The sequence below is a fragment of the Streptomyces sp. NPDC012827 genome, from assembly GCF_042900905.1.
Classification (GTDB): Bacteria; Actinomycetota; Actinomycetes; order Streptomycetales; family Streptomycetaceae; genus Streptomyces; species Streptomyces gulbargensis.
Window position 1 is genome coordinate 70654 of the sequence record NZ_JBIBBY010000002.1, and the last position, 22268, is coordinate 92921.

The following is a 22268-nucleotide window of genomic DNA, read 5'->3' on the forward strand; positions in this document are numbered from 1 at the left end:
ACGCGGGGAAGGGGAGGCCGGGAGACATGTCCGGACTGACGGGGTGGTGGTCCCGGCGCAGCAGCGCGGCCAAGGTCGAGCTGTACACCCGGTGGACCTTCCACATCTTCGCGCCGCTGGAGGTCGTCTCGCTCGGCGGCATCCCGCTGGCCCGTGACGCGCGCAGCCCGCTCGGGACGACCGGGGCCCTCGCCCTCTCCCTGGCGGTCTGTCTCCACGCCGTGCTCTGCGCGGTGCTGTCCTCCCGCGCCCTCGACCACACCACCGGCAAGCGGGAGCGGCCGGTCCGGCTCGCCCTGGTGGTGGCCTCCCTCACGGCGGGCGCCGGAATCCTCCTCAACATCCTGTGGGCGGCCGGCGCGATGCCGGACGGGGCGGTCAACGTGAGCGTCATGACCGGCGCCGCCGTCTTCACCGTCGGCGCCGTCGTGCTCTGCGTGGACCGGGTACGGCACATCACGGGCGCCGTGCTGGTGGCGGCGCTCGCCACCGGCGGCCCGGTGGCCGCCGCCGGCAACGGCCTGCCGGAGGCCGCGGGTTCCACCCTCGGCGTTCTCATCGGCGGCTGCTTCGTGGCCATGGCCTGCGGCTTCTCCTCCTGGCTGCTCGGGGTCGTGCAGGAGCTGGAACGCTCCAGGGACCTCAAGGCCCGGCTCGCCGTCGCCGAGGAGCGGCTGCGCTTCGGCCGGGACCTGCACGACGTCATGGGCCGCAACCTGTCGGTCATCGCCCTCAAGAGCGAACTCGCCGTCCAGCTCGCCCGGCGCGGGCGCCCGGAGGCCGTGGACCAGATGGTGGAGGTGCAGCGGATCGCGCACGAGTCGCAGCGCGAGGTCCGCGAGGTCGTCCGCGGTTACCGCGAGGCCGACCTGCGGGTCGAACTGGAGGGCGCCCGGGGCGTCCTGGGCGCCGCCGGCATCGACTGCGCGGTGGACGCCCCGCCGCTGGACCTGCCGGACGAGGTCCAGTCGGCGCTGGGGTGGGTCGTCCGGGAGACCACGACGAACGTCCTGCGGCACGGGGACGCGCGCCGCTGCGCGATCGTGCTCCGCGCGGAACCGGGCGCGGTGCTGCTGACCGTCGAGAACGACGGCGCGGGGGCCGAGGCTCAAGGCGCCGGGGCGTCCGGGACCGCAGCGGGGGCCCGGGGGCCGGGTTCCGGTCTGGCCGGGCTGCGGGAACGCCTCGGGGCGGTGGACGGGACCCTGGCGGCCGGTCCTGCCGCTCCCCACTCCTTCCGCGTGACCGCCCGGGTGCCGCTGCCCCGCGCCGCTCGCCGTGGCCCCGTGGGTACGCGGCGGGGAACGGGCGCCGCCGGGGACGGGGGCGGTCCGGCCGCGGACCTCACGCAGGATCCGGTGCCCGGCGGCCCCGCCCGGGACCTCGCGCAGGATCCCGTGCCCGGCCGCCCCGCCGGGGACGACCTCGGCGGCCCCGTGCGTGAACCCGTCCGGAAAGAGGAGGTCGTCCCGTGACCGATCCCGTGCGCGTGCTGCTCGCCGATGACGAGCACCTCATCCGGGGCGCGCTCGCCGCCCTGCTCGGTCTCGAGGACGATCTCGTCGTCGTCGCCGAGGCCGCGACCGGGCCCGAGGCTCTGGCCATGGCCCGGGCGCACCGGCCCGACGTCGCCGTACTCGATCTGCAGATGCCCGGGGCGGACGGTGTGACGGTGGCCACATCGATCCGGGAGGAACTCCCCGCCTGCCGCACCATGATCGTGACCGGTCACGGCCGACCCGGGCACCTGAAGAGGGCCCTCGCGGCGGGCGTCCGCGGCTTCGTGCCCAAGACGGTCAGCGCCCAGCGGCTCGCGGAGCTCATCCGTACCGTCCACGCCGGAAACCGTTACGTGGACCCGGAGTTGGCGGCCGACGCCATCGCCGCCGGCGACTCCCCGTTGACCGCGCGGGAGGCCGAGGTCCTGGAGTGCGCCGCCGACGGGGCGCCGGTCTCGGAGATCGCCCGGCGCGCCTCGCTCTCCCCCGGCACCGTCCGCAACTACCTGTCGTCCGCCGCCGCGAAACTCGGGGCCGAGAACCGGCACACGGCGGTGCGCCTCGCGCGCTCCAAAGGTTGGGTATAGTAGTTCCCGCGCTACGGCGCATGCGGACGTGGCTCAGTTGGTAGAGCATCACCTTGCCAAGGTGAGGGTCGCGAGTTCGAATCTCGTCGTCCGCTCCATGAAGAAGCCCCCGGTCGATCCGACCGGGGGCTTTCTCGTGTCCGCGCCGCTCAGCTCCAGCTGGTGCCGGTGAGGAGTTCGTACGCCTCGATGTACTTGGCGCGGGTGGCGTCCACGACCTCCTGCGGGAGGGCCGGCGGCGGCTGCTCGCTCCGGCGGTCCCAGCCGGAGGCCGGGGAGGTCAGCCAGTCGCGGACGAACTGCTTGTCGTACGAGGGCTGGGCGCGGCCCGGCTGCCACTGGTCGGCCGGCCAGAAGCGCGAGGAGTCCGGGGTGAGGACCTCGTCGGCGAGCACCAGGTGCTCCCCGCGGAAGCCGAACTCGAACTTGGTGTCGGCGAGGATGATCCCCCGCTCGCGGGCGATGTCCCGGGCACGGGAGTACACGGCGAGGGTGACCTGGCGCAGCATGGCGGCGGTCTCGGCGCCGACCTGCCGGGCGACCTCCTCGTACGAGACGTTCTCGTCGTGGTCGCCGACGGCGGCCTTGGTGGCCGGGGTGAAGATCGGCGCGGGCAGCTCGGACCCGTCGCCGAGCCCCTCGGGCAGCGCGACGCCGCAGACCGTACGGGACTCGTTGTACTCGACGAGGCCCGAACCGGTGAGGTAGCCGCGGGCCACGCACTCGACCGGAACCATGTTCAGGGAGGAGCAGATCAGGGTGCGGCCCGCCCAGTCGGCGGGGGCGCCGGCCGGCAGCTCGGTGGACAGGACGTGGTGCGGCACCAGGTCGGACAGCCGGTCGAACCACCAGAGGGACAGCTGCGTGAGGACCCGGCCCTTGTCGGGGATCTCGGTGGGCAGCACCCAGTCGTACGCGGACATGCGGTCGCTCGCCACCATCACGAGGTCGCCGTCCTCGTTGCGGTAAAGGTCGCGGACCTTGCCCGTGTGGAGATGGGTCAGACCCGGGACCTGGACAGGCTCGGGCTTTTCTACGAATCCGGACACGGTTCCTCCGCGTAGGTTGATCCAGGAGCGCATCGATTCTCTCGCACCGGAACGAGCCGTCGGCGGGCGGGCCCGGTCGGTTCCGATCGGACACCCGTCGGAGCCTGTCGCACTCGATCCCGCCAGGTCGAGCACGGTCGGTCCCGGTCAGTCCCTCTTACAGATCCGGTCGAGGAGGTTGGCGGTGGCGCGCTGGACACGGGCGTCGACATGGCCCGGCCGGTCCAGCGCCGGCGACCACGCGAAGGTCCCCGAGGCGAACACCCACGCGCCCGACGGAGCCCGGTACAGCGAGGTCTCCTGGTGGCGCAGCGCGCCCTCGCCGTCCCGGTAGGGCGAGTGGGCGAGCAGCATGCGGCCCTCGTGCTCGGGCAGCGGCGTACGCGGGAAGTAGCGGTCGGCCTCGCCCGCGACCAGCCCCGGCAGCTCGTCGCCCTCCCCGGCTCCGGTGGCCTCCCAGAGCCAGTGCCCGGCGTTCCGTACGACCAGCGGCTGCGGTTCGGGCACCCGGCCCGCGTACTGGATGCCGAGGAGCTGCTGCTCGGGCCGGTCGACCTCGCGCCAGAGCGCGGGGCGGCCGGGGCCCCGGCGCTTGCGGCAGGTCAGCAGCCGGTCCGGCACCCCGGACGGGGACGGGCCCAGCTCCACCTGCCAGTACATGGTGTTGGCCGAGAGGAAGACCAGCGAGGTGCCCTGCTCCCGGGCCTGCTCGACGGTCCGGCGCATCGGCACCGACCAGTACTCGTCGTGCCCGGGGAAGACCAGGCCCCGGTACTTCGTCGGATCGACCCGCCCCGCGTGCAGGTCGCGCGTCTCGGCGTACGCCAGGTCGTAGCCGTACCGCTCCGCCCAGCGGATGAAGTCGTACGCGTGCCCCACGTGCAGCGGCAGGCCCGCGCCCGCGTAGGGACGGTCGAAGGAGACGGTGACGGCCGCGTCCTCCTCGCCGAGCAGCCGGCCCTCCTCGTCCCACGCGTGGTACAGGCTCGCGCCCGTCCGCCCGTCCTCCGGGTAGAGGTTGTACGCCTGCCAGGTCACGTCCGGCAGGACGAGCAGCAGGTCCGCCGGATGGCTGTCCCGGACGGTGAAGGGGATGTGCGAGCGGTGCCCGTCGGCCGTGGTGAGGACGGCGACGTACGCCCCGATCGACCAGTACGACGGGACCTGGAGGCGCCACGACTGCCACCAGTGGTGGCAGGAGACCGTGCGGTCGGCGGTGAGCGGAGCCGGCTGGACGATCCCGGCGAGCCGGGGGCTCGTGGTGATCTTGGCGGCGCCGTGACCGCCGTAGTGACCGATCCGGTAGATGTCGACCGAGAACTGCTGCGGCGGGTCCACCGTGATGTGGAAATCGATCGACTCGCCCGGCGCGACGGCGCCGTCCGAGGCGAAGCCCTTGATCTGGCGCCGCACGTCGTCGGCGGTGCGCGGACCGCCGCCGCCTCCGCCGGCGAGTGTCTCGTCGGCGTACCAGGGCACGAGCTGGCCCGTGTCGTCGAAGTAGTTCTCCGAGCCGCGCAGCCAGGGCAGCGGGCCCTGGCCGAAGGGATCGCTGACGGCGTGCGCGAGCGCTCCCGACTCCCACCGCCTGATCTGATCCGCCCCCATGCTGCGCCCCTCCCTCGACTCCCCCGGTCGGCTGCTTCGGCTGGTCGGTGCCTGTGGTGTGAATGGCTGTGGACCGCGAGGGAAACCCCTCGCGTCCGTCTCTGTCAGTGACGGTCTCCAGCACATCACATAACGCACGCACTCCGTCACCGTTCGTCGTGAATTGACGAGAGTGGAAGCGCTGGCTCCGGAAATCTTCCGGTGGACCGGCCTGGCGGCGAAAGCCTCAGACGAGCCGGACGGGCTTCTCCGCACGAACCCCGGTCGTCGTGAGCCAGGCCCGCAAGGGCTCGGGATCGCCGTCCTCGACCAGGGCCAGGACGCGGGGACCGAGGTCGGCCGCGCGTTCGCCCCCGACGAGCAGCGTCGGGCCGTCGAGCCAGTCGAGACCGGGGGCGGCCTCCGCCGTGTCCACGGCCGCGCAGCACACCATCGCCGTCACATGGTCGGCGAGCAGGTCACGGCCGGTACGGGGCGGCTCGATCGGACAGAGCGGCAGCGGGCCGTCGGGGCCGCCGACGATCACGGGGGAGTCGGCGGAGCCGGTTCCCCCGGTGGCCCCTCCGTCGTGCCCGTCCTCGCGGCGGGCGGCGGAGGCCGCCCGTGCCTCCCGGTCCGCCTCCTCCCGCGCGAGATGCGCGGTGAGAGCCCCGGCCAGGGCCTCGGCCGCCGCGTTCACGACGGGGTCCTCGTCCTCCGGGAAAACGGCGTCCGCGTCGAGATCGGGGTCGGGCGCCTTCGTGGCGGGAGCGGCCGGTGCGGCGGCGGTGGTCGTGGCCACGGGCGCCCCGGTGCGGGCCGGGCCGGCCGGTGCGGGCTCCACCAGACCGCCCCGCGGGACCGCCCCGGTGTCCGGGCCGGCGGGGAGGGTCAGGTGCGCGATCACCCGGGTCAGGGTCGGGGCCGCGGCGGTCCGCACCCCGCCCGGCGCGGGCTCCGCGACGCCCATCCGGTCCAGGACCTCGTGCAGACGGGCCGCGTCCGTACGCCACTTCCGGTCCACGACCTCCTCCGGGTACCGGCTCCACTCCACCGGGCTCCAGTCAGGGCCCGTCTCCGCCGGGCCCCCGTGGAAGAGGCGGGCGGCCAGCAGGGAGGTCGCCTCGTCGACCGCGCCCGGCTCCTCCAGGAGGTCGCAGGCCGGGCGCTCGGCCAGCCGCGCGGCGTAGCCCTCGGCGAGCCGGTCGCGGCGGGAGAGTTCGGTGAGGGCGGAGACCACGCCCGCGTCGAGCCGGGCGGGCCAGCGGCCCATCCTCCAGGCGGGCAGCGCCACCCGGGTCAGGAGCCGGTCCCAGCCCGCGTACGCCAGGCCGACCTGCTCCTGCGCCACGATCCGTACCCCGTGGTCGACGGTCTGGGCCCGCTCCGAGCCGGCGGCGGCCACCCCGCGCTCCATCTCGGCCGCGTGCCCCCGGCAGCCCCGCAACAGGATCCGGGCGACCTGCCCGACCGCGCGGGCACCGAGGCGGCGCAGCGGATCGAGGTCGGTGCGGCGCGGCACCGCCACCGCCGCGTCCAGCCCGCGCACGAAGCGGCGGGCGGCGGCTATGTCCGGGTGGGCCGCCGGGCCCGTACCGGCGACGACGGGGGCGAGGACCGCGCGGAGCTCACCCACACGCATCCACCAGAGGAACGGCGAGCCGATGACGAGCACGGGCGCCGCCGGCGCGCGGTCGGCGCCCCGGTCCCGGCCGGAGTGCGCCAGGTGGCGGGCGCGGTGGGCCCGGTGCGTACGGTCCTCCAGCCAGCTGTCGCAGTCGGGCGTCAGCGCTATCGCGGAGGGCGCGGGGACACCGAGCCGGTCCGCCAGCTCGCGCACCAGCCGGTACAGATCGGGGGCCGCCCTCTCGGACAGCTCCACCGTGGGCGTGACGGCGGGGCGGGCCCGGGCGACGACCAGCCCGATGGCGGCGGCGGCGAGCAGGACCACGACGGCGAGGACCGTCGTCACGGCACGGGCGGTGTCCCAGCCCGTACCGCCGAGGAGGCCGGTGCCCCCGCCCGCGTGGAGGACGACGGCGACGGCGGCGGGGAGCACGGCGAGGCCGAGGGCCCTGCCGCGCACGCGCAGGACGGCGAGCGCCCGGGAGCGCGCGGCGCGCGCGCCCCACTCCTCGCCGAGGCCGGAACCGGTACCGGACACGCCGTACATCACCCCCTCCTGCCCTCGTCGGGACTGCCCGTGGCGGTGTTGCTCACTCCCCCACTGTGGCACCCGTCACTGACATCGCAATGCCGGTGGGCCAAGTGCCGGACGCCTCCGCCGCACCCTAGTTGGGGTGTCGGCGAGCGTCATCCGTATGGCCGAGCCGTCACTCGATGGAATGGCTTTGGGCAAAGGTGATGACGGTGGCGCCGTCGTGCGGTTCACTGCCTCTCCGCCGCACGACCGGCGCCTCCTGCCGCTTAGACTCCGGTGCTCCCGGCGTCCTCCGCGGCCTTCCGCGCGATGTCCGTACGGTGCTGCGCGCCGTCAAGACGGATGCGGCCGACCGCCGCGTAGGCACGCTCGCGCGCCTGCGTCAGGTCCGTTCCGGTGGCGGTGACCGAGAGGACCCGGCCGCCCGCACTCACGATCCGGTCGCCGTCCCGCTTCGTACCGGCGTGGAGGACGTACGCGTGCGGCGCGTCCCGCTCCGCCACCTCGGCCAGGCCCTCGATCGGGTCGCCGGTGCGCGGCGTCCCCGGGTAGTTGTGGCTCGCGACGACCACGGTGACGGCCGCCTCGTCACGCCAGGCCAGCGGCTCCTGGTCGGCCAGGGTGCCGGTGGCGGCGCGCAGCAGCACACCCGCGAGGGGGGTCTTGAGACGGGCCAGGACCACCTGGGTCTCGGGGTCGCCGAAGCGGGCGTTGAACTCGATGACCCGCACGCCCCGGCTCGTGATCGCCAGACCCGCGTAGAGCAGGCCGGAGAACGGGGTGCCCCGGCGGCGCAGCTCGTCGACCGTCGGCTGCAGGACGGTCTCCAGGACCTCGTCCACCAGCTTCGGGTCGGCCCACGGCAGCGGCGAGTAGGCGCCCATGCCGCCGGTGTTCGGGCCCTCGTCGCCGTCGAGCGCGCGCTTGAAGTCCTGCGCGGGCTGCAGCGGGAGGACGGTCGTGCCGTCGGTGACGGCGAAGAGGGAGACCTCGGGGCCGTCGAGGTACTCCTCGATGACGACCCGGTCGCAGGCGAGGGCGTGCGCCCGGGCCTGCTCGACGTCCTCGGTCACCACGACGCCCTTGCCGGCCGCGAGACCGTCGTCCTTGACGACGTACGGGGCGCCGAAGGCGGCGAGGGCCTCGTCGATCTCGGCCGGGGTGGTGCAGACGTAGCTGCGGGCGGTGGGCACCTCGGCGCCCGCCATCACGTCCTTCGCGAAGGCCTTGGACCCCTCGAGGAGGGCAGCCTCGGCGGACGGGCCGAAGACGGGGATGCCGACCGCGCGCACGGCGTCGGCGACGCCCGCGACGAGCGGGGCCTCCGGGCCGACGACGACCAGGTCGGCGTCGAGCTCCGTGGCGAGGGCGGCGACCGCGCCGCCGTCGAGCTGGTCGACGGGGTGCAGCGCGGCGACCTCCGCGATTCCGGCGTTGCCGGGCGCGCAGTGCAGAGCGGTGACGTCGGGATCGAGGGAGAGAGAGCGGCACAGGGCGTGTTCGCGGGCGCCGCCGCCGATGACGAGGACCTTCACGCCAGCCAGAGTAGCCCGCCGTCCGGGACGGCCCTTGTGCGGGCCACCGAGCGAGACGGCGCTACTCGTTCGTGTATTCCTCCACAACGGTGGCCCCGAGCTCGCGGACGATCAGTTCGTGGCCCGACAGCGCGGACTCGACCAGGTCCGGATCGTCCTCCTCCGGTACGTCGTCCTCCGGCGCCACCGAACGCGGCGGCGGCGCGGAGGCCGGCGCCTGCTGACCGGCGGACGGCGCCTGCTGCCCGGGGGCGGGCTGCGCGGCCCGTACGGGGGCGGGCCCGCCCTGCCCGTGGGCGGACGCCGGCGAAGAACCGGCGCCGGGCTGGGGCGCCGGGGCCTGACCGTACGCCTGGCCCTGGCCGTAACCCTGTCCCTGGCCCGGGCCGTGGCTCTGCTGCGGAGGTCCCGGGGTGTGGCTCTGCGCGGCGGGACGGCCGCCGAAGCCGCCGGCGGCGGGCGGCGGGTTGACACCGCCCGAGGGATCGACGATCGCCTCGATCTTCCACTGCACGTTGAACTGTTCGGCCAGGGCCTGCTTCAGGACGTCCTCGCTGCCGCTGCTCGCGAAGTTGTCGCGGGCCCCGGCGTTGAGGAAACCGAGCTGGAGCGTGGTGCCGTCGAAGCCGGCCACCTGCGCGTTCTGGCTGAGCAGGATCCACGTGAAACGGCGCCGGTTCTTCACCGCGTCGAGGATCGACGGCCACATGTTCCGCACCTGGGCCGCTCCCTGCGCCATGTCGCCGGCCCCGGCGGCGGGCGCGGGCGCGGACCCGGCGGGCTGCGCGGCCGGAGCGGGTGCCTGCGGCGGGGCGGCGGGCGCGGAGGCCCCCGGCCAGGCGCCGGGCGCCCCGCCACCGGGCCGGGCGGCACCGGGCCACGCCCCGGGCCGGGGCGCGTCGGACTGCGGCACCTGCGCGGGCGGGGCCGGCTGCGGCGCGGCCTGGACGGGCTGGGACCTCTCCTGCGGCGGCGGTACGGGAGCGGCGGCCGGAAGCGGCGGCGGGGCCATCGGCGTGTGGGCCTCGGGCCCGGGCACGTACGCCACCGCGGGCGTGGGCGGGCCGGGCGTGAAGACCGGCCCGGGGGCGGCGACCGCCGTGGCGGCTCCGCGCTCCAGCCGGTCGAGCCGGGCCTGCGTCGAACGCTCGTCGTCGAAGGCGGCGGGCAGCAGCACGCGCGCGCAGATCAGCTCCAGCTGGAGCCGGGGAGAGGTGGCGCCGCGCATCTCGGTCAGCCCGGCGTTCACCAGGTCCGCCGCCCGGCTGAGCTCGGCCGCGCCGAAGACGGAGGCCTGCGCCTGCATGCGCTCGATGACATCGGCCGGCGCGTCGACCAGCCCCTTCTCGGCGGCGTCCGGCACGGCGGCCAGGATCACCAGGTCACGCAGCCGCTCCAGCAGATCCGCGACGAACCGGCGCGGATCGTTGCCGCCCTCGATGACCCGGTCCACGATCTCGAAGGCCGCGGCCCCGTCCCCGGCGGCGAACGCGTCCACCACCGAGTCCAGCAGCGACCCGTCCGTGTACCCGAGGAGCGAGGTGGCCATGGCGTACGTCACACCGTCGTCGGCCGCGCCCGCGAGGAGCTGGTCCATCACGGACATCGAGTCACGCACCGACCCCGCGCCCGCGCGCACGACCAGCGGCAGCACCCCGTCCTCGACCGGGATGCCCTCGCGCCCGCACACCTCGCCCAGGTATGCGCGGAGCGTGCCCGGCGGCACCAGACGGAAGGGGTAGTGGTGCGTACGGGAGCGGATGGTCCCGATGACCTTCTCCGGCTCCGTCGTCGCGAAGATGAACTTGAGGTGCTCCGGCGGCTCCTCGACCACCTTCAGGAGGGCGTTGAAGCCCGCCGAGGTGACCATGTGGGCCTCGTCGATGATGTAGATCTTGTACCGGCTGGAGGCCGGCCCGAAGAAGGCCTTCTCCCGCAGCTCACGGGCGTCGTCCACACCACCGTGCGAGGCCGCGTCGATCTCGATGACATCGATGGACCCCGGCCCGTTGCGCGCGAGGTCCCGGCAGGACTGGCACTCGCCGCACGGCGTCGGCGTCGGCCCCTGCTCACAGTTCAGGCACCGGGCCAGGATCCGGGCGCTGGTCGTCTTTCCACACCCGCGGGGGCCGCTGAACAGGTACGCGTGGTTGACCCGGTTGTTCCGCAGGGCCTGCTGCAACGGGTCGGTGACATGCTCCTGCCCGATGACCTCGGCGAAGGATTCGGGGCGATAGCGGCGGTAGAGCGCGAGAGACGACACGTATACGAGGTTATAGGCGCCCACCGACAACCCGGGAACGCAAGCGCCCCCCACGCACCCGCCAGAGCCGACCTACCCTTGCTGCCTTCCGGCCCTGGGGGAGTTCAGTCAGATAGCGCCGCGTGAGGGGCTCCGCCCAGCCTACCCGATCCCCCACCCCCCGATGACCCACCTCCCCCACCCCGATCCCTCCGGGAACCCTCCCGGGACCCCCCTCCCGGATCGAGTTCGCGAGCACCCCCTTCGGTCATGTAATGTTCCCGGCGGAGGATTCGCCTAGAGGCCTAGGGCGCACGCTTGGAAAGCGTGTTGGGGGCAACCCCTCACGAGTTCGAATCTCGTATCCTCCGCCAGTGCCTCACCGGGCACGATGTCGAAGGGCCCCACCGCGAGGTGGGGCCCTTCGTCGTTGGGGGGCCTGGAGGCCCCGCACGCCGGCATCGCGGCCGTCACCGGTCGGGCACTCCAGTGGTTCGGCACGGAGGCCGGTACTGCTGCGAGACCTGCCCGGGCTGCTCGTGTACGGCCGGCTGCACGCGCTGCGGTCCCGTCTTTGCGCTGGTCGGCGCACTCTCGGAGGCCAGAAGCCTGAGCCATGGACGACAGAGCGGCACCGAAGAACCGGGACGCCGGGTCTACCTACGCCACCGTCTTCCCAAGGTGAAGTTCGCCGCCTTCTCGCCTTCCGCCGCGAGCCGAGTGAACACCCGGCGGCACCTTGATGAAGACGGATTCACTGCTTCGGGGCCAAAAATTCGGCAGGGACGTTACTGCGCCTTCCGAGGGACTGCGCTTCCGCTACTTTCTGCTGCGACCCGCCCGTTCGGACTATACAGGGGTATTCATGCGGAAGTTGGCAGTGGCGGCGGTCGCCGCGAGTCTTTTCTTCGGTGGCATGGGAGCGGCCGTGGCCGATTCCTGGAAGGAAATGACGATGCACACGAACGGCGCCTCGTTCAAGGGCAGGTACACCTGGCAGCCGAAGAACCAGCCACCGAGCGGTCTCCACATCCAAGGTGTACTGCGGGACGAGTCCGCCGCGGACGATCACAACGTCTACATCGAATCGAAGATCGCCGAGTACCCGAAGAAGCGAATCAAGGGAATTCAGAAAGGGGACGTCAGGGTCGACAAGGTGCTCTACGACCCCGCGCTTCAAATCACGCGCAAGGTGGAAGTGCGGCTGTGTCGGGACCGCGGATCCTTCCGGCCGGACAACTGCTCGCCGCTTCGGACGTTCGAGCGCAATTAGCCGGTGATTCGGGGAGCCGCCCACCGGCGGCTCCTTCCCCAGGGAGCACCTCACTATGGACATCATTCTCCGCGCGGAAAGCGTGGACCTCTTCTACGGCACGCACCAGGCAGTGCGTGGTGTCGACTTCACGTTGGATCGGGGCGAAGTCGCCGCCATCATGGGGAGCAGTGGGTCGGGCAAGTCGTCACTGCTCTACTGCCTCGCGGGCATCCTTCCACCGTCCAACGGAAAGATCGTCTTCGACGGCATCGATTTTGCCTCCCTGCCGGACGGGGAACTGAGTGCGCTCAGGCGGGGGCGTCTCGGTTTCGTCTTCCAGTACGGAGAACTGCTTCCCGAATTGACCGCCGAGGAGAATGCCGCTCTTCCTCTGCGTCTGGCGGGCATCAGTAAAGATCACGCCCATGCGGTCGCAGCCCAGGTACTCGGCCGACTCGGAATGAGCGATTTCCTCCGGCAACGGACCTCCAAACTGTCGGGAGGCCAAAGTCAGCGCGTCGCCGTGGCACGGGCGCTCGTCCACCGACCGGACGTCGTGTTCGCCGACGAACCGACCGGCGCCCTTGACAGTGCCAACGCAGACGCGGTCCTGAGCGAGTTTCTTCACCTGGCTCGTCGACAGAAAACTGCGGTGGTCATCGTCACGCACGATCCGAACGTGGCCTCCAAGGCCGACAAGCAGTACACGATGACCGACGGAGTTCTGGCTCAACGGGTGGCTGTGTGAATGCCTTCCTGCTCGGCCTACGCCTGCTCCGGGGAAGCGACCGCCGAGGACGCGTCCGCTTTTCGTTGATGACTCTGGGCTCCGCGCTGGGTGTGGCCTGTCTGGCAGCCGTTCTCACGATTCCGTCCATCGTCACGGCACACGACGCCCGCACCGCCTCTCGGGAGGCCCTCCCCGGTGACCCCGCGACCAGCAGTTTCGTCCACGTCGAACACAGGGATCCGTACGGATCACGACCACTCCGCCGCGTCTTCGTCGCCCGCGTCCGGCCCGGGCCCGGGCCGGTCCCGCCCGGGGTCAGCGCACTCCCAGCAGCCGGTGAGGCTGTGGTCTCCCCGGAGTTGCGCGACCTTCTGGCTAAGCACCCCGGCGTCAAAGGCCTCGTACCGGGGCGAGTGACCGGTGTCATCCGGCCCGAAGGGCTGGGCGGCCAGGAAGATCTCTACGCCTACATCGGCACCGAGGCGAAGACGCTGACCGACGCCGTCCCTCTCGGGTCGTTCGGGAGCAAATACTCCAGCCAGGAAGTCATCGAACCCTCCACCCTCGACGCCCTCCGTTTCACCCTCGCCTGCGTCGTTCTTCTCCCCCTCGTCATCTTCCTGTCCGTCTGCGCCCGGCTTTCCGGGGAATCGCGTGCCCGGCGGTTGGCCGCGCTGCGGCTGGTAGGGCTGAGTGCGCGGGACACCATGCGGGTGAATGCCGGGGAGAGTGTGGTCGCGGCGTTCGTGGGAGCCGTGGTCGGGGTCGGGGTGTATGTCGGGGTCAACGAGGTGATGGCGCGGGTCGGGTTGCCCGGGTTGCATTGGTATCCGGCGGACGGGCGGCCCGGGTGGGAGACCGTCGCGTGGTGTCTGGTGGGGTGTCCGGCGCTGGCGTGGGTGGTGGGGCAGTTCGGTGCGCGGCGGGCCGCGAAGTCGCCGATCAGTGTGCGGCGGACCGGGGAGCGGCGGACGCCGCGGAAGGCGGGGGCGCTGTTGCTGGTGCCCGGGCTCGGGGTCATCGGCGGGTACTGCGTGCTCAGCGTCATGGGGCGGGACCCGTCGGGTGGGTCCGCCAGTTCGCTGCTCGTGCCCGGGGCCGTCCTGCTGACGGGTGCCGGGCTCGTGTGGGGTCTGGCGCCGATCACGGCGTGGCTGGCGAAGCGGGTGGCGGGGACGGTGAAGTCGTTGCCGCTGGCGCTGGCGATGCGGCGGACCGAGGTGGACCCGGGGGCCTCGCTGCGGGTGGTCACCGGTCTGGTCCTGCTGCTCTTCGGGGCCTCGCTGACGCAGGGGGTGCTCGTGGAGCTGGACCAGGTGAGCCGGCGGACCGACCCGGTGCAGGAGTACCGGATCGAGCTGGACCAGATCGACGCGGCGCAGCGGAGGGCGCTGGAGCGGGTGCCGGGGGTCGTGGATCACGTGGTGTCGTACCGGTCCTGGGATCCGCTGGACGGGAGCGACGTGCCGCAGACCTCGATGGTGGTCGCCACCTGCGCGCAGCTCACCGCGATCACCCGGCGGGCGTCCGGCTGCGTCGACGGGAAGGTCATGCAGCTGCGGAACACCGACTCGGCCTTCGCGTACGACCCGAAGCCGGGCGAGCGGTACGCGTTCGCCCTTGAGAACGGGCGCAGGGCGATGTTCACCGTCCCGCCCGAGCGGGTCGACGTGCGTCCGTGGAGCGTGTCCGTCGTCGCGTCGGGCGCGCTGCTCGTGCCGCCGTCGCTGCTCCCGGCGCACGTCGCCGAGGCGGGCGGGGCGCTCACGCTCGTGAGCGGCGCCGATCCGGCCACCGTGCGGCGGGTGCTCGACGGCATCGGCGCCGTGGCTCCCACCGCCGCCGTGGAGCCGGTGGGGATCGTGGTCGAGTCCCTCGCGCAGCTCACCGTCATCCGCAGTCTGCTCGCCGTGGGCATGGTGCTGGGGCTCGTCATCGGGGTCGCCGCCTTCGTCGTGTCCGTGGCCGACCGGGCGATGGAGCGGCGGGGGCAGGTGGCGGCCCTGGCCCTGCTGGGCGCCCGGGCCGGGACCTTGCGGGTGGTGCAGGTGGTGCAGGTGGTGCTGCCGCTGGCGGTCGGACTGGGCGCCGCACTCGTCACCGGCTGGCTGGCCGAGTCGAGTTACCTGATCACCGGCGGCGGCGCCGTGCACTGGGACTGGGACGCGCTGCCGCTGCTGTTCGCCTGCGCGCTGGGGGTGCTGCTGATCGCCGGGGTGGCCTCCGTACCGATGGTGCGGCGGCATGTCGACCCCGAGCACATCCGGCGGGACTGAGGAGCGCGCGGGACGCCGGTGCTCCCCTCGCGGACGTGCGCGAGGGGAGCACCGGTGGGGTCGTTCAGGCCGCGAGGGTGTGGGCGTCGGCGGTACGGCGGGTGATGCGGGCGCTCAGGGACAGGAGCGCCGCCGCGGTGGCCGTGCCGGCGACGAGGGCCGTCCACCAGAGCGCGGCCGGGCCGAGCTGGGTGTAGACGGTGACGCCGAGGCTGAGGGCGGCGAAGCGGGCCACGCCCCAGGTCCAGCTGAAGGCGCCCTGGTAGCGGCCCCGGGCGTGCGGCGGGGCCAGGCTGGCGACGATCCCGGCGGCGATGCCGGCGACGACGACCTCGCCCAGGGACCAGACGACGACCGACACGGTGTAGCCGACGATCCCGTCCGCGAGGCCGGTGAGCGCGACGCCCACGGCGATCAGCGCACTGCCCGCGCTCTGCACCCGCAGCTGCGGGAAGCGGGCCAGCCGGGTCGTCACGAAGGGCTGGAGCGCGACCACGAGGGCCGCGTTGACGGCCGCCATCGCGCCGTACACCGCCGGGGAGAGGCCGCTGTCGCGGACGGCGAGCGGCAGGGCGACCTCGGTGAGCGAGTACACGAACAGCTGTACTCCGAGCAGCGGCAGCAGGAGCAGGGTGAGGCGGTCGCGCAGGACGACTCCGTACCCGATGCCGTCCTTCTGCCGCGGGGCGGTCGCGGCGCGCGGCGGTTCGGGGAGGCGGAGGGCGACGACCAGGGCGTAGAGCAGCATCGAACCGGCGTCGACCGCGAACAGCAGCCAGTAGCCCCGGGCGGCGAGGTAGCCGCCGAGGACGCCCGCGACCGCCGTGCCGATGTTGACGCCCCAGCCGAGGAGCGCGTACGCCCGTTGGCGGTGCTCGCCCTCGACGGCGTCGGCCATCAGCGCGTACGCCGCCGGGGACACGGTGCTGCCGGCCGCGCTGATCAGCAGCGCGGACACCGCCATCGTCACCACGCCCGGGGCGGCGAACAGGGCGCCCTGCGCCGCCGCCGCGCCGATCAGTCCGATCAGCATCGTGGGCCGGCGGCCGAGCCGGTCGGCGAGGACACCGCCGACGGCGGGACCGAGGAGGTTGCCGGCACCGAGCGCGCCGAGGACGTAGGTGGTCTCGGCACCGGTCACGCCGCGGGACGCGAGGAAGAAGACGAGGAAGGGGGTGACCAGGTAGCCGAGGCGGTTGACGATCGTTCCGGCGAAGACGGTCCAGACGAGGGGCGGGAGGCCCCGGAACGGGGCGGTGGTCCGAGTGGCAGGCATGGGGGAAGACTGGCCGCCGTCCCCCGGCGCCCTCCAATGATTAAGCTCAGGCCGAATCCGGGCGCCGGAACCGGGGGAGGCGGTGCCTGCCCGGTCCGCCCCTCCCCCCAACCCGAGGTGAGACCGTGGAATCCGAGCTCAGTTTCTCCGCCGCCGATCTCGCCCAGACGCGCTTCGCCGTCTCCCCCATGTGGGAGGTCGTCACCAGCTACCGGGCCCTCACCGGCGCGGCCGGTGAGGGCACCGCGGCCCCGCACCGGCGCTGGGCGGCACAGGTGCGGCCCCGGCTCGCGCGGGCCGGGCTCGACCGGGGCTGGCTGGCCGCCCTGATACCGGCCGGAGGGTACCTGGCCGACTTCCTCAACCCCACCCCCGCCGGCCCCTTCCCCACCCTCTCCTCCGAACTCGACGCCATCCGCCGCACCCCCGCCGCCCAGGTCCGTGACGACCTGCGCAAACTCCTCGCCGAACAACCCGGCAACGCCCGGCTCCACCTGCTCGACCGGGCGCCCGAGCAGGCCCTGCGGAAGGTCACCGACGAGATCGAGACCTACTGGGAGCTCGCCCTCGCCCCTTACTGGGCCCGCATCCAGAAGGTCCTGGAGGCGGACGTGTTCCACCGGGCCCGGCAGGTGGCCGAGCACGGTTCCGCCCGGGTCCTGGGCGAACTCCACGAGACCGTACGGTGGGACGACGGCACCCTGCGTCTCGTACGGCGGCACTGCGCGCTCACCCGTGACCAGGCCGGCTCCGGGCTGCTGCTCGTGCCCTCCGTCTTCGCCTGGCCCCGGATCCTCACCCGGTCCGTCCACCCCGACCCGCCCCAACTCGCCTACCCGGCACGCGGGATCGGCTCCCTGTGGGACCCACGGCCGGCCGCCGCCACCGACGCGGTCGCCGCCGTCCTCGGCCGGTCCCGCACCCTGCTCCTCACCGAACTCGACACCCCCGCCTCCACCACACAGCTCGCCGCCCACTGCGGGCTCTCGGCCGCCGGCACGTCCCAGCACCTCATCGCCCTGCGGAACGCGGGCCTGGTCACCGCGCACCGCAGCGGGCGCTCCGTCCTCTACGCCCGCACCGCCGTCGCCGACCAGCTCCTCAACCCCTAGCGTCCCGGGGGATCATGGCCCCATGACGGCCACCGATGACACGGCGCGGACGACCGAGGGGGTCGTCGTACGGGACGGCGTACGGCTCGCGTACCGCGACCACCGCCCCGAGGGTCCGGGAGGCGGCGGCACGCGGCCGCCCGTACTCCTGCTGCACGGGCTCGCCGGGCACGGCGGGGAGTGGGACGCCACCACCCGGCTGCTGGCGGGGGCCGGGCACCGGGTCGTCGCCCTCGACCAGCGCGGGCACGGGAACAGCGAACGGCGCCCGGCGGACACCTCACGCGCCGCGTACGTCGCCGACGCCGCCGCCGTCGTACGGGAACTCGGGCTCGGGCGCGTGGTGTTGGCGGGCCAGTCGCTGGGCGGGCACACGGCGCTGCTCACGGCGGCCGCCCATCCCGGGCTCGTCGCCGCGCTCGTGCTCGTCGAGGCGGGCCCCGGCCGGGCCGCCCCGGGGCTGCCTGGGGTGATCGGGGAGTGGCTGGCCGGCTGGCCGGTGCCGTTCCCCTCGCGCGAGGCGGCCGTCGCGTACCTCGGGGGTGGCAACCGGCCCGTGGGGGAAGGCTGGGCGGACGGTCTGGAGCGGCGGGCGGACGGCGGGCTGTGGCCCCGGTTCGACCCCGAGGTCATGGTGGCGTCCGTGGCGGAGAACGCCCGCCGCGCCTTCTGGGACGAGTGGGCGGCGATCACCTGCCCCGTCCTCGAGGTCCTCGGGGAGGGCTCCCGGGGCGGCATCGTCGGCGCGGAGGAGTACGCGGAGATGGCCCGGTTCCTGCCCCGCCTCCGGGGCGCGAGCGTGCCGGGCGCGGGGCACGACGTCCACCTGGAGCGGCCCCGGGTCCTGCACCGGCTGGTCGCCGGCTTCCTCGCCGAGGCCCTGGGGCCCGGGACCGCGGAACGGGAGCGAACGGCCTGAGGCCTTGCGCTGGAGCGCACTCCAATTCCTAGAGTGCGCGCATGCGCTATCGGGTACTCGGCGGGACCGGGATCGAAGTCAGCACCTACTGCCTCGGCACCATGATGTTCGGGGCGGTCGGCAACCCCGACCATCAGGAGTCCGTACGGATCATTCACGCCGCCCTCGACCAGGGCGTCAACTTCGTCGACACGGCCGACATGTACTCCGTGGGGGAGTCGGAGGAGATCGTCGGCAAGGCGCTCCGCGACCGGCGCCGCCGCGAGGTCACCGTCCTCGCCACCAAGGTCTACTTCCCCATGGGCGAGGGCCGCAACAGGGGCGGTCTGTCCCGGCGTTGGATCACCCAGGCCGTCGAGAACAGCCTGCGGCGGCTCGGTACCGAATGGATCGACCTCTACCAGGTCCACCGGCCGGACCCGCGGACCGACATCGAGGAGACGCTCGGCGTCCTCGGTGATCTCGTCACCCAGGGCAAGATCCGGGCGTTCGGCTGCTCCACCTTCCCGGCGGAGGACATCGTGGAGGCGCACACGGTCGCCGAGCGGCGCGGCCTGCGCCGTTTCCGCACCGAGCAGCCGCCCTACTCGCTGCTGGCGCGGGGCGTGGAGGCCTCCGTGCTGCCGGTGGCCCAGCGGTACGGGATGGGCGTGCTCACCTGGAGCCCGCTCGCGTCGGGTTTCCTCACCGGCCGGTACCGCAAGGGGCGTCCGATCGACCTCAGCAGCGGCCGGCCCGCGCTCGTTCCGCACCGCTTCGACCCGGCGCTGCCCACGACCGCCGCCAAGCTCGACGCGGTCGAGGAGTTCGTGGCGCTCGCCGACGACCTCGGCTGCACTCTGCCGGAGCTCGCGATCGCCTTCGCCGCGGCGCATCCGGCGGTGAGTTCGGTGATCATCGGGCCGCGCACCATGGACCAGCTGGAGGGGCTCCTCAAGGGCGCGCCGGTGCTGCTCACGGACGAGGCCATGGACCGGATCGACGCGATCGTGCCACCGGGGACCGACCTGTACGCCCCCGACGGCGTCTGGCGTCCCGCCGCCCTCACCGATCCGGCCCTGCGCCGGCGGCCGTTGGGGGACCGGGCGGCGGCCGACGCCTGAGTCCGCCGGGCGGGCGGTGGTTCAGGAGGGCAGGAACTGTTCGGTGCCGACCATCCTGAGGAGGCCGAGGCCCTCATTCCGAACATGCCGCCCACACCGGGCACGTCGTCTTCTTCGAGCAGGAGGACGTCTTCGTCCGGACGGTCACGGACTTCGTCGCCCGGCCGGCCGGCCCCGCCCCGGCGCGTCCCTGACGGGCGACCGCGCGGCGCCCGTGGGTCAGTGGCGGGTGGTGAGCCCCGGCACGCCGAGGTCCGAGAGCCCGTCGAGGACCAGGTCGACGCCGACGGCGGCCAGCAGCAGGCCCAGCAGGCGGCCGAGCAGTTCGATCGTGGCGTGGTGGGTGCGGCGCAGGATCCGGGTGAGGAGCAGGACGCAGACCAGGTCGAGGGCGATGACGGTGACGTACGCGCCGACGACCGTCGAGCGCCAGCTGAAGGAGTCGCGGGCCGCCGCCTCGATGAGGACCGCCGTCATGGCGAGCGGACTCACCACGTACGGCATGAGCAGCTCGCGCACCCCGCTGACGAGATCCGGGGCGTCCTGCCGGATCCCGTCGGAGCCGAGGTGGATGCCGAGGACGAGGCCGACGGCGTACAGGAAGAAGATGACGCCGCCGGCGAGCTGGAGCGCGGGGGTGCTGATGTGGAAGAGGTCGAGCAGCCAGGGCGCGGTGATGCCGGTGACCAGGCCGACGAGGACGGCGGCGGCCGAGGAGATGAGGGCGATCGTCCGGAGCTGGCGGACGGGGTGGACCTGGGCGAGGCCGGCGAAGGAGAGGAGCACCTTCGGGGGGCCGACGACGGAGAAGAAGGTGATGAAGGCGGCGGAGAAGGTGAATGCGTTCACACCGGCATGATGGTGCTCCCGGGTGATTCATCCGGCTTTCCCTTCTTTTTTCCCGCGCGGTGTCGAGAACGCGCCCGCCGCTCCGACTCTCCTGCGAAGGCGGCGGAGAGCCGCGGGGAAGTCCGGAGGAGGACGTCATGAAGTACCTGGTGATGGTGTTGGGTTCGCAGGCGGACTACGCGGCGATGACGGGCCGCGGTTCGGAGGCGAGCCCCGCCTGGGACAAGGAACAGCTCCAGGTCATGTTCGACCACATGAACGCGATCAACGAGGACCTGGCGGCCTCGGGCGAGCTGCTCGACGTGCAGGGGCTCGCCGCCCCGTCCACGACCCGTTTCGTGACGGTGGACGGGGACGGCCGGCCGGTCGTCACGGACGGGCCGTACGCGGAGACGAAGGAGGTCCTGGCGGGGTACTGGCTCCTGGACTGCGCGAGCCTCGACCGCGTGACGGAGATCGCCGCCCGCGTCGCCCGGTGCCCCCAGCCGCCCGGGGCCCCGGAGTACCCGGTGGTCGTCCGCCCGGTCGACGAGACGGGCCCGAGCCAGGACTGAGGCGGGTTCGCCGGGCGGCCCGCGACGCCGGCCACCCCTTGCGTACCCGTCGGGCTCCGCTCAGTGCATCCCGTGCGGCCCGCCCGTCAGGTGGGGCGTGCCGCGCGGGACGAGGAAGGGGGCCGCGAGAGCGGTGGCCGCGGCGGCCGCGGCGCACAGGGTGAGGGCGGCGGTGAAGCCGTCCGGGCGGGGCAGGGACGTGGCGCCGAGGGCGACGGTCGAGGCGACGGCGACGCCGACCGATCCGCCCAGTTCGTGGAAGGTGTTCACGATGCCGGAGGCGAGGCCGGCCTCGTGCGGGGCGACGAGGCCCAGGGCGGTGGTGGTGGCCGTGACGAAGACCGCGCCGAGGCCGAGGGAGGCCGTCGCGAGGGCGGGCAGCAGGATGGTCCAGGGGTTGGCGCCGCCCGGGGCCGGGCCGAGGAAGGTCAGGGGCAGACAGGCGAGGGCGGCGAGCGCCATGCCGCCGGTGGCGCAGGCGCGCGGGCCGGCCGTGGTGATCAGGCGGGAGCCGAGGTGGGCGCCGAGCGCCGTGGTGAGGGCGACCGGGAGGAAGAAGAGGCCGGTGCGCAGGGCGTCCAGGCCGTGGACGTGCTGGAGCCGCAGGGAGCCCAGGAAGAAGAAGGAGATCAGGAGCGCGGTCGCGACGAGCATGAGCAGGGAGCCGGCGGCGACCGGGCGCCGGGTGAACGTCCGGGGGTCCATCAGCGGGGCCCGGCTCGCGCGTTCGACGGCGGCGAAGGCCGCGTACAGGAGCAGCGCGCCGGACAGGGGCAGCAGGGTCGCCGGGGAGACCCAGCCGGAGTCGCCCGCCCGGACGAGGCCGTAGACGAGGGCACCGGTCGCGGTGGTGACGAGCAGCGCCCCGGGGACGTCCGGCCGGCCTCCGGTGCCGCGCGGCGACGGCGGCAGCAGCCTCGGGAGGGTGAGCAGCAGGGCCAGGCCGACGGGCACGTTGACGTGGAAGATCCACGGCCAGCCGGGGCCGTCGGTGAGCGCGCCGCCGAGCAGCACGCCGACGGCCGAGCCGGTGCCGCCGACGGCGGCCCACACGCCGAGGGCGCGGGCGCGGTCGGTCCCGTGGAAGCCCGTGGTGACGAGGGCGAGGGCTGCGGGCGAGAGCAGGGCGGCGCCGATGCCCTGGGCGGTCCGGCCGGCGAGGAGGACGGCCGCGTTCCCGGCGAGACCGCAGGCCAGGGAGGCGGCGGTGAAGACGGCGAGGCCGGTGAGGAGGACCCGGCGGGCGCCGAAGGCGTCGGCGAGGCGCCCGCCGAGCAGCATGAGGCCGCCGAAGCAGAGGGTGTACGCGGTGACGACCCAGGTCAGCGCGGTGCGGTCGAGGTCGAGGTCGGCGGCGAGGGAGGGCAGGGCGACGTTCACGACCGTGACGTCGAGGATCAGCATGAACTGGGCGGCGCAGAGGAGCGCGAGGGCGGCCCAGCGGCGGCGGGGCGTAGCCGGGTCTCCGGGCGGCGGGGCGTGGGGGTCGGGATGGGCAGGGGTGTGCCCCGGTGCGGGGTGTCCGGTCGTCATG

Annotated in this window: 17 protein-coding genes, 2 tRNA genes and 1 other RNA gene; 11 read left to right on the forward strand and 9 right to left on the reverse strand. The window is 73.6% G+C overall.

From position 1 onward, the window contains the following. Positions 1 to 26: 26 nt before the first annotated feature. The 3 genes from ACFY60_RS03690 (at position 27) to ACFY60_RS03700 (ending at position 2184) form a co-directional block, all read left to right on the forward strand. Entirely contained in the window at positions 27 to 1475 is a 1449-nt protein-coding gene (locus tag ACFY60_RS03690; RefSeq protein ID WP_388610112.1) for a histidine kinase, read from the forward strand. Next, positions 1472 to 2086 carry a response regulator transcription factor gene (locus tag ACFY60_RS03695; RefSeq protein WP_309057501.1) on the forward strand — a complete coding sequence of 205 codons (615 nt, stop codon included), beginning with the start codon at positions 1472 to 1474 and terminating at the stop codon, positions 2084 to 2086. Before ACFY60_RS03690 ends, ACFY60_RS03695 begins: the two co-directional genes overlap by 4 nt. 22 nt (positions 2087 to 2108) lie before the next feature. Next, positions 2109 to 2184 (forward strand) — tRNA-Gly (locus ACFY60_RS03700). 51 nt (positions 2185 to 2235) lie between these two features. On the opposite strand, the gene ACFY60_RS03705 is transcribed toward ACFY60_RS03700, so the two are convergent. The 6 genes from ACFY60_RS03705 to ffs all read right to left on the reverse strand — a co-directional run bounded on the left by ACFY60_RS03705 (position 2236) and on the right by ffs (position 10816). After that, on the reverse strand, positions 2236 to 3135 hold the full coding sequence (locus ACFY60_RS03705) for a phosphoribosylaminoimidazolesuccinocarboxamide synthase (protein WP_388610110.1): 900 nt from the start codon (positions 3133 to 3135) through the stop codon (positions 2236 to 2238). 147 nt (positions 3136 to 3282) lie between these two features. Further along, positions 3283 to 4743 carry a N,N-dimethylformamidase beta subunit family domain-containing protein gene (locus ACFY60_RS03710; protein ID WP_388610108.1) on the reverse strand — a complete coding sequence of 487 codons (1461 nt, stop codon included), beginning with the start codon at positions 4741 to 4743 and terminating at the stop codon, positions 3283 to 3285. A gap of 226 nt (positions 4744 to 4969) precedes the next feature. After that, a complete protein-coding gene (locus ACFY60_RS03715) occupies positions 4970 to 6895 on the reverse strand; it encodes a hypothetical protein (RefSeq protein ID WP_388610106.1) in 1926 nt (641 codons plus the stop codon). 254 nt (positions 6896 to 7149) lie between these two features. Further along, positions 7150 to 8418, reverse strand: a complete 1269-nt coding sequence (purD, locus tag ACFY60_RS03720; RefSeq protein ID WP_388610104.1) for a phosphoribosylamine--glycine ligase — start codon at positions 8416 to 8418, stop codon at positions 7150 to 7152. A 61-nt stretch (positions 8419 to 8479) separates the two neighbouring features. Then, the gene (locus ACFY60_RS03725; RefSeq protein ID WP_388610102.1) at positions 8480 to 10681 is read right to left on the reverse strand and encodes a DNA polymerase III subunit gamma and tau; all 2202 of its coding nucleotides are present in this window, start codon (positions 10679 to 10681) and stop codon (positions 8480 to 8482) included. Between the two features lie 36 nt (positions 10682 to 10717). Beyond that, positions 10718 to 10816: signal recognition particle sRNA small type (gene ffs, locus ACFY60_RS03730), an RNA gene on the reverse strand. A 130-nt stretch (positions 10817 to 10946) separates the two neighbouring features. On the opposite strand from ffs, the gene ACFY60_RS03735 reads away from it, so the two are divergent. From ACFY60_RS03735 to ACFY60_RS03750, 4 genes are all read left to right on the forward strand, one after another. Beyond that, positions 10947 to 11034 (forward strand) — tRNA-Ser (locus ACFY60_RS03735). A 491-nt stretch (positions 11035 to 11525) separates the two neighbouring features. After that, entirely contained in the window at positions 11526 to 11933 is a 408-nt protein-coding gene (locus ACFY60_RS03740) for a hypothetical protein (RefSeq protein WP_388610100.1), read from the forward strand. 55 nt (positions 11934 to 11988) lie between these two features. Then, positions 11989 to 12663, forward strand: coding sequence for an ABC transporter ATP-binding protein (locus ACFY60_RS03745; protein WP_388610097.1), 675 nt, complete (start codon positions 11989 to 11991; stop codon positions 12661 to 12663). Then, the gene (locus ACFY60_RS03750) at positions 12660 to 14921 is read left to right on the forward strand and encodes an FtsX-like permease family protein (protein ID WP_388610094.1); all 2262 of its coding nucleotides are present in this window, start codon (positions 12660 to 12662) and stop codon (positions 14919 to 14921) included. Before ACFY60_RS03745 ends, ACFY60_RS03750 begins: the two co-directional genes overlap by 4 nt. Positions 14922 to 14985: 64 nt before the next feature. Here ACFY60_RS03750 and ACFY60_RS03755 read toward each other — a convergent pair whose 3' ends face one another. Beyond that, a complete protein-coding gene (locus tag ACFY60_RS03755) occupies positions 14986 to 16197 on the reverse strand; it encodes an MFS transporter (RefSeq protein WP_388610092.1) in 1212 nt (403 codons plus the stop codon). A gap of 125 nt (positions 16198 to 16322) precedes the next feature. Between ACFY60_RS03755 and ACFY60_RS03760 the strand changes: the two genes are divergently transcribed. From ACFY60_RS03760 to ACFY60_RS03770, 3 genes are read left to right on the forward strand one after another with little or no spacing between them, the layout of a single operon-like run. Further along, positions 16323 to 17309 carry a DUF5937 family protein gene (locus ACFY60_RS03760; protein ID WP_388610090.1) on the forward strand — a complete coding sequence of 329 codons (987 nt, stop codon included), beginning with the start codon at positions 16323 to 16325 and terminating at the stop codon, positions 17307 to 17309. A 22-nt stretch (positions 17310 to 17331) separates the two neighbouring features. Then, positions 17332 to 18228, forward strand: coding sequence for an alpha/beta fold hydrolase (locus tag ACFY60_RS03765; RefSeq protein WP_388610088.1), 897 nt, complete (start codon positions 17332 to 17334; stop codon positions 18226 to 18228). A gap of 41 nt (positions 18229 to 18269) precedes the next feature. Continuing rightward, positions 18270 to 19331: an aldo/keto reductase gene (locus tag ACFY60_RS03770; protein ID WP_388610086.1), complete on the forward strand. Its 1062-nt coding sequence runs from the start codon at positions 18270 to 18272 to the stop codon at positions 19329 to 19331. A 219-nt stretch (positions 19332 to 19550) separates the two neighbouring features. Here the strand turns inward: ACFY60_RS03770 and ACFY60_RS03775 are convergent, their stop codons facing one another. Beyond that, positions 19551 to 20180: a MarC family protein gene (locus ACFY60_RS03775; protein WP_388610084.1), complete on the reverse strand. Its 630-nt coding sequence runs from the start codon at positions 20178 to 20180 to the stop codon at positions 19551 to 19553. Between the two features lie 137 nt (positions 20181 to 20317). Here ACFY60_RS03775 and ACFY60_RS03780 point away from each other — a divergent pair, with 137 nt between their 5' ends. Continuing rightward, entirely contained in the window at positions 20318 to 20734 is a 417-nt protein-coding gene (locus ACFY60_RS03780; RefSeq protein ID WP_388610081.1) for a YciI family protein, read from the forward strand. 60 nt (positions 20735 to 20794) lie between these two features. On the opposite strand, the gene ACFY60_RS03785 is transcribed toward ACFY60_RS03780, so the two are convergent. Continuing rightward, positions 20795 to 22267: an MFS transporter gene (locus ACFY60_RS03785; RefSeq protein ID WP_388610079.1), complete on the reverse strand. Its 1473-nt coding sequence runs from the start codon at positions 22265 to 22267 to the stop codon at positions 20795 to 20797. Between the last annotated feature and the right edge of the window lies 1 nt (position 22268).